Annotated in this window: 7 protein-coding genes and 1 pseudogene; 4 read left to right on the forward strand and 4 right to left on the reverse strand. The window is 54.7% G+C overall.

Features of this window, described 5'->3' with window-relative positions:
* Both G0P99_RS15400 and G0P99_RS15405 read left to right on the forward strand, forming a co-directional pair.
* On the forward strand, positions 1 to 970 hold a 970-nt coding region (locus G0P99_RS15400), incomplete at its 5' end, for a TrbI/VirB10 family protein (RefSeq protein ID WP_164131364.1).
* Positions 967 to 1,242, forward strand: a complete 276-nt coding sequence (locus tag G0P99_RS15405) for a DUF2274 domain-containing protein (RefSeq protein ID WP_164131366.1) — start codon at positions 967 to 969, stop codon at positions 1,240 to 1,242. The genes G0P99_RS15400 and G0P99_RS15405, both read left to right, overlap by 4 nt.
* Positions 1,243 to 1,429: 187 nt before the next feature.
* Here the strand turns inward: G0P99_RS15405 and G0P99_RS15410 are convergent, their stop codons facing one another.
* From G0P99_RS15410 to G0P99_RS15425, 4 genes are all read right to left on the reverse strand, one after another.
* Positions 1,430 to 3,793, reverse strand: coding sequence for a hypothetical protein (locus G0P99_RS15410; RefSeq protein WP_164131368.1), 2,364 nt, complete (start codon positions 3,791 to 3,793; stop codon positions 1,430 to 1,432).
* Positions 3,790 to 4,755 carry a hypothetical protein gene (locus G0P99_RS15415; protein ID WP_164131370.1) on the reverse strand — a complete coding sequence of 322 codons (966 nt, stop codon included), beginning with the start codon at positions 4,753 to 4,755 and terminating at the stop codon, positions 3,790 to 3,792. The genes G0P99_RS15410 and G0P99_RS15415 overlap by 4 nt, the downstream gene beginning before the upstream one ends.
* 29 nt (positions 4,756 to 4,784) lie before the next feature.
* Entirely contained in the window at positions 4,785 to 5,798 is a 1,014-nt protein-coding gene (locus G0P99_RS15420) for a hypothetical protein (protein WP_164131372.1), read from the reverse strand.
* 177 nt (positions 5,799 to 5,975) lie between these two features.
* On the reverse strand, positions 5,976 to 6,581 hold the full coding sequence (locus G0P99_RS15425) for an NUDIX domain-containing protein (RefSeq protein WP_164131374.1): 606 nt from the start codon (positions 6,579 to 6,581) through the stop codon (positions 5,976 to 5,978).
* A gap of 41 nt (positions 6,582 to 6,622) precedes the next feature.
* On the opposite strand from G0P99_RS15425, the gene G0P99_RS15430 reads away from it, so the two are divergent.
* Positions 6,623 to 8,497, forward strand: a complete 1,875-nt coding sequence (locus tag G0P99_RS15430) for an AAA family ATPase (RefSeq protein WP_164131375.1) — start codon at positions 6,623 to 6,625, stop codon at positions 8,495 to 8,497.
* A gap of 473 nt (positions 8,498 to 8,970) precedes the next feature.
* Positions 8,971 to 9,325: pseudogene (locus G0P99_RS24535) on the forward strand (hypothetical protein); the annotation flags it as partial.

A 9,325-nucleotide genomic window follows, 5' to 3' on the forward strand; every position in this document is an offset into this window, starting at 1 on the left:
CGGGGAAAGGTTCACATGGCTCAGTTCTCAGTGGAAATTATCCGCCGGCCCGGCTCACTTCTGGGTGGAAATCAACAGCCGCGCCATTCTCGGCGCTCAAGATCGTGGTCAGCCGGTGCCTGCTCCGCCGCTTTCGGCGCCGGTCTCGACGACCGTCGATCCGGACGAACAACGCAGACTTCAGGAGATCGAGGCCGCCCGCCTGAGCGCCCTCTTCGCCGAGGCACAGACCGTGCCGCGTGGCGGCACGCCGTCAGCCCCGTCCCTGCCTGCGACCGGCGCGCTCTTCCCCACAAGCCCGAATACCGGCGCGGCCAACGACCCCGTCTCGAGCCGGGAGACCTTCCTAACGCGAACCGGAGACACTGAAACTGTGAGCGCTGAACGCATCACGGCACCGCCCAGTCCCTACATCCTGCAGGCCGGTACCGTCATCCCGGCTGCCCTGATCACCGGCCTTCGCTCCGACCTTCCCGGCCAGATCTCGGCGCAGGTGACGTCGAACGTCTATGACAGTCCTTCCGGTCGCTACCTGCTGATCCCGCAAGGCGCTCGGCTTCTGGAGGAGTATGACAGCCGCATCGCGTCCGGACAAAGCCGCCTGCTCCTCGTCTGGACCCGGCTCATCCTTCCAGATGGTCGCTCCCTTGTGCTGGAACGCGCGCCCGGCACGGACGGAACCGGCGCGTCCGGCCTGCAGGATCGGGTGAACAACCATTGGGGTCGTGTCTTCCTGGCCGCCGGCCTCGCCACGATCCTGAACCTCGGCCTCGAGAGCGGCGCCGACAGCGAGGATGACGTCGCCCGTGCTATCCGCGAAGCAGCACAGGACACGATCGGGCGGACCGGGGACGAGATCGTGCGACAGCAGCTTTCCGTCCCACCGACACTGACCATCCGCCCTGGCTTCCCCGTCCGCGTCATGGTCACCCGCGACCTGATCCTCGAGCCTTTGGGAGAAGTGAGATGACGAAGCTGAAGCTCGGCCCGATCCGTGACGACAAGCCGGTCAAGCTGACCGTCGAGCTGCCCGCCGACGTGCACCGCGACCTCTGCGACTACGCGGCGGTCTTGGGCCACCAGACCGGCCAGGATCTGGAACCTGCGCGCCTCGTCGCCCCCATGCTTGATCGCTTCATGTCAACCGACCGTGGGTTCGCAACAGCGCGCAAGGCGGGTCCACGGGCCAACCGCAAGAAGCCAACGGAAACCCAAGCACAACCCGATGGCGAGCAAGGTTAAGCATCTTTGGTCGCAGACCCTGAGGCGGATCGATTTGCACACGGATCGCACATCGGCGCGCCCTAGCCGCATCAGGTCGCTACGGAGTCGGTCCGATCCTCCAAAGCAGACGGGCGAAGAAATGACTTTCGTGTGTGGCGAGAAATAGGAAGTAGCACTGAAACCATCAGAAGTTAATGTTCCGGCGCTATGCTAATGGCAGTCCGCGCTTCAGTAGCTCCTCAAACCTACGGTACCTTTGCGCGTCATATACAAAGCCTAGCTCTTCGCTTCGATTTCGTCTCCGCGCCTCCGCGATCAAGTCCAATGCACGGCGACGGTTGTCCACGCGAATTGATGCTTCGCCAAAGAGCGCCAAGCCAGCGTAAAGAACAACTCTTGCAAAAAGGCTCAATTCATCTGCGTCAGGGTCCTTGAGTTCATCCCAGAGTTGGACAGCAGCGTACTCACCGATGTCTCTGAGCTGAAAGCCTTCACCGGAGAAAATGGCCAGCGAACAAATATTAATGTAAGCGCGTTGCCGTAGTGCCTTCAGGAGCGCGTGTTTATCGGAACGTGACTGATCTAAAATCTCGGCACTGAGCTGCGTCGCAAACTCATAGTATTGCCGAGCAACGCGCTCGACTTCATTATCGTCAATAGTCGTCCCGCTGTACCACTCAAGCATCAGCCTCGTGTACTCAATTGCAAGCTTTTCGCCCATGAACCGCTCTGGAACCGCATCCAGCTGCATACCATGCTCTTCGTGGACCGAAACTTCCTTCTCCAAAATGCATTCAGCTTCTTGAACGATTGATAGAAGCGGAGCGAGATCAGAAACTGAACGAGCCATATGCCTTCTCGCAAATGCCTCAAGATAAGCGGCTTCACGCCCATTCGAACCTTGAAGTCCCACCTGCTCACCGCCATTGGTTTCTTGCTTCGCAATTATGCGTGCATGAGCACAAAGAAAGGCCGCGGAAGGCCAGTTTTGACCTTGGGCCAAAAGATATGCGGCGACTACAAGAAAGTTATACCCACTTGGATCTGCTTCATCTAAGCGCCGTTTTTCATCATCGAAAGCATTTGCGGTGAACGCTTGTGTGTCTCTGAGCCAGATATATGCAGCATTCAGAAATGTTTGTGGTGCGACGCCCTCCAAGCAGAGCCGGGGGGCCCGTCTCATTGGAATTCTATCCTGTTTGTGCACTATTCCAATTAAGAACCGTGCCTCGGTAAATGCGCGAACACAGGCTTCCCAAGTTTCCCGGAGGTCCGCCTCAAACGTAGGCATATGCTCGTTCAAAAATCGCCGCAAGGTATCTATTCGCAAGCGACTATCTACATCTTGAATCTCAAGGATTTTTCCCGAGTGAAGACTCGTGAGTTCTACAGCATCCGTAAACTCTTCCCAAGTCTCTTTCAGCTCTTCAAGCAAATCTGGATTTTTATCAGCAACACTCAAAATATCGCTTGCGGCATCGTCATTAAGCGCAAATCTTCCTTCACTCCAGCTCCATTCGCCAATTTGTCTTGACCCATCTTGGTACTCCCCCAGCAACAAACTCAACCAGGATCTGATAGACTGAGCTGCTGCATATTTATCGCCATCACCCGAACGTGGGCGAAGAACGTAAGGACGATCCAGAAAACATCTTGGATGCCGAAAGAATGCTTCCCGAAACGAGGCATTTTTTGGAAACACGTTTCTCGCTTGCTCTTCCTGAAGCTCAATCTGATGAAAAGCTGCACTGGCAGCAAGCAACGAATTGTCTCCTGTTATGTAGATCATGCGGTGCGGCTGTGGGAGGCACATGAGTCGCCGGTTCCACATTTCCAGCCGCGCCATCGCGTCGACGTCGCGTGACAGCCTGATATCATCTCTCCGGCCCAGCGCAATTAGACTGCGATGCCACCGTTCTCGAGTTTCAGAAAACTCAATCATGTCCGCGACCCGTGTCATCGGAGCAAGAATTTGCAGTACCTCTGGCAAGAATTCGGAATGAATTCGAGACAGGTCGTCTACACTCGCAAATCGATTGTTGTCTCGCAGAGAAAAGAGCCTCTTCCTCTTTGTGGCGCCGATTATCAAGTCAGACAATGTCCGAGCGGCTTCCTCTGCCTGTTGAAGGCTGCCGCTGCCTAAAGTTTCTGTTAGCTCCTGAGCTCTCTCTAATACCGCTTCCGGGGTATCCGCATCGCGCGCAGCGATTTGAAGAAGCAGCTGGATCTCAGTATCGACAGACGGAATAAGCAATAATGGATCGCTTCCCGTCAGCTCGTAACATATAAACTGAGCAATAGCTGACGCTATCGCAGCCTTTTTCTTTTTTGAATCTGAGTGAAAAACCTCTCCGGAGCCAATTCTACGATCGCCCCCCGAAGTGCTACGGCTGAAGGGATCAATGAATAGGCTTATAACGTTCGAATCGCAAGCATAGATCTTAGTGAAATATTCGTCATTTACGTCAATCTCATCTAGAGCAAGAAAATCATCTTGTGCAGCTGCATCAGAGATAAAATCTAATAGAGCGGTGTTGGGAGTTGTGGATTCGCCTAACTCGTGCGTCATGCGGCTTCAGGCTCCCCCTGCGTCTCATCAAGAAGTTCAACGGCATCTGCGATATCTTCGTCATCGTACAGAATCGGAAAAGTCCTTCGGTTGCCTACGTTGTCGCCAATGGGTTCATGATGCGTGGAAGGTGTTGGTGTGCTCACTTCTGCTCGCCGAAGATGATAGAGAACCCGACGATCAGCTGTTGAACTTGTCCACCAATCCGATGAGTGCGCGATTGAATTCAAAGGATAGCCGTAGGGCACTCGGCTAACCCAATCTTCGAAAGCGTTAGCAAAAACTGCAGATGGCACGATATCGTGTATTTCGAGAACCCGTTTTCTTCGCTCATCGAATCGTTTCGCATTCACGCGGCAAATCTTTGGTGCATAGCGCTCTTGCAGATGAGGGTGTAGGATCTGAAGATGCTTGCAAAGGCTTTCAGGGTCCGCTTTGCACAGCGCAGTCAAAGCTCGTCGGGCCAGTATCCCATCGAAAGCAGGGGACTGCGACAGACGATATAGTGCCTTCGTAGTCCGTTCATCAACCGGATAGGGCCATTCACTAATGGCCGTCGCAAGCTCTCGCACCAGACGGAAAGCCTCCGGGTCACTTCGCCGCGTGTCGATCTCAAATCCAAGTACATGAATAGCTTCTTTGGCACCCAATCTGGTGGCCAAGGACAAGAGCCGCGACGCTAAGACCTGATCCCTTGCTTGGTTCAAGTTGAGAGTTCGCAGCGCCTCGGCCACGCCACCAAGAAAGTCCTGCCGTTGTATGCTGCCCAGCCGGTCATAGATTAATGCGAGGTAGTCGACGAGTTGCTCGTGCATGCCGATGAGGTGTTGCGCGCCCGGGAAAGGATCGCTTCCGGGCACGCAGTCTCCAAACTCATGGCATGACATCCCCTTGAGTAGCCAATCGGAAAACCAAGTCCGGTCGCCGCCCTCAAGGCGAAGAATATCGTGGTTCTCGCTCACTTTTCAGTCCAAACGCTCATTTCCTGATCTTACAGCATTTCCAAGCGCGTGGCGAACGTCGCGTCGGGCACTGAGTGTCTGGTTGCCAACTCACCCAGATAAGCAAAGTCAATGGGAGCATCTTGCATGTCCTCCTCCCAGATTTGGTTAGCGATCCGTTCGTGTGCACCATCAAGGCTCAGCCGATCGTCCTCGATCCGAGCGAGATGCGCGGTCCAGCCCCAATTGACCTCTTGACTGTCATCTTGGTGGTTTTTCGGCACCATGAAACGCGCATTGTCCAACCCGTCAATCGCGTTAGGACGGTAGTGAGAAACTCGGTCCGCAACGGCACCATCGAAGCGCAGTGCGAACAGATGCGTCGGCCCGGGCACCGTGTCAGACGGAAAGTGGCCCAGACCGAGCGCATCGCGCGCCCTCTCAGCTAGCTCGACACTCGGCGGTTCGCTCCACCCGAAAGGAACAGTCTCTTCCTCTGTGAACCACACCACGCCTAGCGCCAGCGACTTATTGGCGCCGGGATCTAAGCGAAACCGTCGCTCGTCTTCGGGAAGCGAACCAATTGCACTGCACCACGCAGCCAATTGATCAGGAGCGAGGTTCGCGAAGGTGCCTTGTAAGTCCAAATCCGCAACGGAGTCGCGTCGCCAGAATTCGTTTGCGCTTCCAAGCAATTCAAACCAATTTGTGTGACTCACAACTCGATATATACTCGTTCCTGAGAGACTAATTGCGTCTAGATGCGCACAAGGGAAGGCATCGTTTAGTGCTCGAACGCGTTTTTCACTCACCAAATTTCCGGGGCCTGAAAAGCGTATTTTGCGGACATGTCGAGACCAAAGCTCCTGGATATCGGCAGTCGAGTCACGCGAAGGATCACAATAATTGGAAAGAACTTCCTGGCAATCAAAGCGACAAGCAAATGAAACAATCTGGCGCAAATCGACTAAACCGGCTTCCAAACTCGCGGCGAAGTTCGATCGGATAATCGACCACTTAGGGTCTTTCGCAGCTAAGTCGCTTGATATCCTCAAAATACTCATTCTGCCTCAAACTCGCCTCAATCAGCCCCGAGAAGCTCAAATTTGTAAGCTTTCTTTCTGACCGCAAATAAGCATCGAGCAGAGAAAGCTAACCATTTCTCAAAATCCATCAGCATGCGCTCCGTATGCACTCAGCGACTTGACATCTTGTTTTGTAGAGCGAACTCGCCTTCCGGTCTAGCTTGTATCACCTCCTAACTCTTGGCGTGCTGCTGAGAGTTCGAGCCACTGCAAGGCTATAAGAGTTTTGGCGTCAAGTATGTCGCCCGCGCGCAGACGAGCCAGAGCAGCCTCAACCGGCAAACGGATGATGCGGATGTCTTCACCCTCTTGCGCAGCACCTGCAGTATCGGGTGCATCCGCCCGCAAAGCAATCTCGCCAAGAAGGATGTGGATTCGCTCCGAAGAGCCACCGGGACTGGGATAGACTGTCGCGATTGGGGTCAGAGCTTGAACTTCGTGTCCAGTCTCCTCCGACATCTCGCGGCGGGCACAGGTCTCAATGCCTTCCTTGCCGTCGACCATCCCAGCTGGAATCTCCAACAGCCAGCCAGGACCCCGAGAGATAGTCGGGGCACGGAACTGTTCACAAAGAAGAACCATATTCGCATGTGGGTCATGAGGAAGAACCGCGACGCTATCACCTCGTTCCAGCACAAGCCGGGTGATCGGATCTCCCATCGAGCCATCGAATAGCTCATGGCGCAATTCCAACTCTACGATGCTAAAGATAGATCGCTGGAATACGATTCTTTGTTGCGAGATATCAACCTGACGCTTCATAGTTCCCCTTATTCCTTGGCATCCTGACGAGAGGTGGCACCTTGACAGTTCCCGAGACACTTCAAGAACAATTCAGTGATCTGCTCCGACGTGCAATAGGTTACGTTCGCAGTGGCGATGGACTTGAGGATCACATTACAAACATTGTTGGGTTGGATCTGCCCATCGACGGAGAAGGCAACGAAATCGTTGCGCAGACCCGCCACATCGTTGAACTCATCGAGGGTTATCATGCTGACTCCAAAGCCGAGCGCCCGCTCTCAATCGTGGTGTTCGGCCCACCAGGATCAGGGAAGTCGACCTTCGTAAGGAGGATCTCGAAGGCTGTGACCGGGTGCAAGCTGGTGAAGACCGCAAATCTGACCCAGATCGCGGGGACAGACGAACTGGCCAAAACGTTCGAGGCGGCTCTTCAACCTAAACCGGCGGCCGAAGTTGATGAAAAAGAGGGCACGATCACACCGGTGTTCTTTTTTGATGAGTTTGATGCAGCCTTGGATGGCGCAGCACTCGGTTGGCTGCGCTGGTTTCTCGCGCCAATGCAGGATGGGGTGGTGCTAGTTGACGGAAAAGAGTTGGAGGTCCGAAAAGCTGTTTTCATTTTCGCTGGAGGAACCGCTGAGACGCTAGACGAGTTTAACCGCCGAGCACAATTCAACGCAGAGACCTATCGCGCACGTAAGGTGCCAGATTTCATCAGCCGACTTCGCGGTGCGATCAATATCGGCGGAGTGAACGGACTCGGGGATGTACGGATCGTACCGCGCGCTCTTGTGCTGCGCCGGATCCTCGAAACACGATCCGTGTCGCTCAACGACGATCAACTCAGCCAGCTTCTGTCGAACGGACACTTCGTCCACGGGGTGCGCTCTATGATGACGTTGCTTGACGCGGGGTGGAACGAGGAAGGCCAGCTAAACCTTCCTAAGGCAATCCAGCAACAGCACTTCAGCCGAGGCAAGCTTGACGGACAGCTAGTTGGGATTTCGGCGGGACTTAAGGAGGCTGGCTCGGCTCCAGTGTTCTCCACACTGACAAAGCAGCTACTACGCAACGGAGCCGCTCTTGCGTACGCCGGGGCTTTCGAGCCAAAAGGTACGCTCGAACATGTGATTGCCGCCGACAGGGATGCGCCACCAGAACTGGCGCAGCAAGCCCTCCAGAAACCAAGGGTACGAAACTACTTGGGATATCCAGCTTCGCTTCGAGCAGAAACAGCGGGTACCAAAACCGACACAAACTCGATCGAGTTCATTCCGCTCAATACGATAAGCACTCATGAACTCAAAGAGTTGGGAGCGCCCACAGATGAGTGGTTTGGTGCGATGCCCACAGATCGGGGGGAGACATACGATCCGCGACGCCATGTGGCTTGGGCGCTCAGCCTATTCCGGCTGCGCGTCAGAATGCTGCAAGACGTCAGTGCGTTGGTGGTGCTGGGAGGCAAGGACGACGGTCAAAGTTGGGGGCGCATGGCAGGCATTGCCGAGGAGGTCATGATTGCCATTGCGCTACGGACGCCAGTGTTCGTGCTGGGCGGTGCCGGGGGAGCAGCACGGGCTGTGGGGCAGATACTCGGTCTTGATGAAGCAACAGTCGGTCTTGAGCGTTGCCTAATGCCCGTGAAACATACCTCGCTTTGTCACGCACTTGCTCCATATTCGAACAGCTTCGAGGTTCCAGGAGAACCAAATACTCCGCGGGATTTAGATGCACTCCGCCACTTCCTCTTTCATCGTGGCGTGACCACCGCCGCCTGGCCATGGAACGGCTTGAGCTTGGGAGAGAATCGCGAGCTATTTGCGTGCGAAGTTTCTCAAGGCGGAAGAGCTGTAGAACGCGCAGTCGAACTGATTGTACAGGGTTTGACGCGTATTGATTTGAAGTCTGGAGTTATTGGGCGCTATGCCCAATGACTGTGACTATGTCCGTGCAACCAAAGCCACACTATAGGAATATGTTCCTCTCAAACTAAGTAGTGATCGCATGTCGCGTCCTCCAGATGTGGAGTGTCGGCCAACATTCTTGGATTACTCACAGGATTTCAGGTTCACTTGAGGGATGCTTGTGCCTCAACTACTCCGCCAATCCCAGGGATCCGAAAGGAGCCCGACGGATTGCGATTTCGCGCGATCAAAACATGAACACATTCTGCACACGAAGCGCTGCAACCCTATGAAACCAAAGTGAAATCGCCACCATCCATCATGGGGGCAACAGACAGGCGGGCGGCCGTTGATAGATCTTGTTTTTTAATTTTATCAGCCACTTATCTTCGCCTCACCTTCGTCTCGTTCCGGCCTGTTCTGTACCAAATACGCCGATTTTGACGCTGGGTTTGGCACAATGTACCAAATAGGATTCCCATGTACCGAGTCGGGAGGTCATCATGGGCTCGATCAGTATACGCAAGCGAAAGGAGGGCAGCAGCAGCTACCTTGCGCGCGTGCGAGTGATGCGAGAAGGAACCTCCTATCATGAGACGAAGACCTTTGACAGACGCCCTGCCGCAACCGCTTGGATAAAGAAGCGCGAGAAAGAGCTAGCAGAACCCGGTGCCTTGGAGGAGCTGAACGTATCTGCCCCTCCGCTGTCCAAAGCGATCGAGCGCCACACCGAAGAAACGGTGAAGGACATCGGTCGCACAAAGGCGCAGGTCCTCAGAACTGAAATGCCCCATCTGAATTGGTCCACCGTTATGTATAGGGAACGGAGGACAGAGAATGGCAAACAAGCGGCACAAG

Origin of the sequence: Ruegeria sp. PrR005, assembly GCF_010500245.1 — a bacterium.
Lineage (GTDB): Bacteria > Pseudomonadota > Alphaproteobacteria > Rhodobacterales > Rhodobacteraceae > Ruegeria_B > Ruegeria_B marisflavi.

Bases quoted from the DNA above. Each gene is read 5' to 3' on its own strand.
- G0P99_RS15420 (WP_164131372.1), bottom strand. From the start codon at position 5,798: ATGAGTATTTTGAGGATATCAAGCGACTTAGCTGCGAAAGACCCTAAG.
- G0P99_RS15425 (WP_164131374.1), bottom strand. From the start codon at position 6,581: ATGAAGCGTCAGGTTGATATCTCGCAACAAAGAATCGTATTCCAGCGA.
- G0P99_RS15410 (WP_164131368.1), bottom strand. From the start codon at position 3,793: ATGACGCACGAGTTAGGCGAATCCACAACTCCCAACACCGCTCTATTA.
- G0P99_RS15405 (WP_164131366.1), top strand. From the start codon at position 967: ATGACGAAGCTGAAGCTCGGCCCGATCCGTGACGACAAGCCGGTCAAG.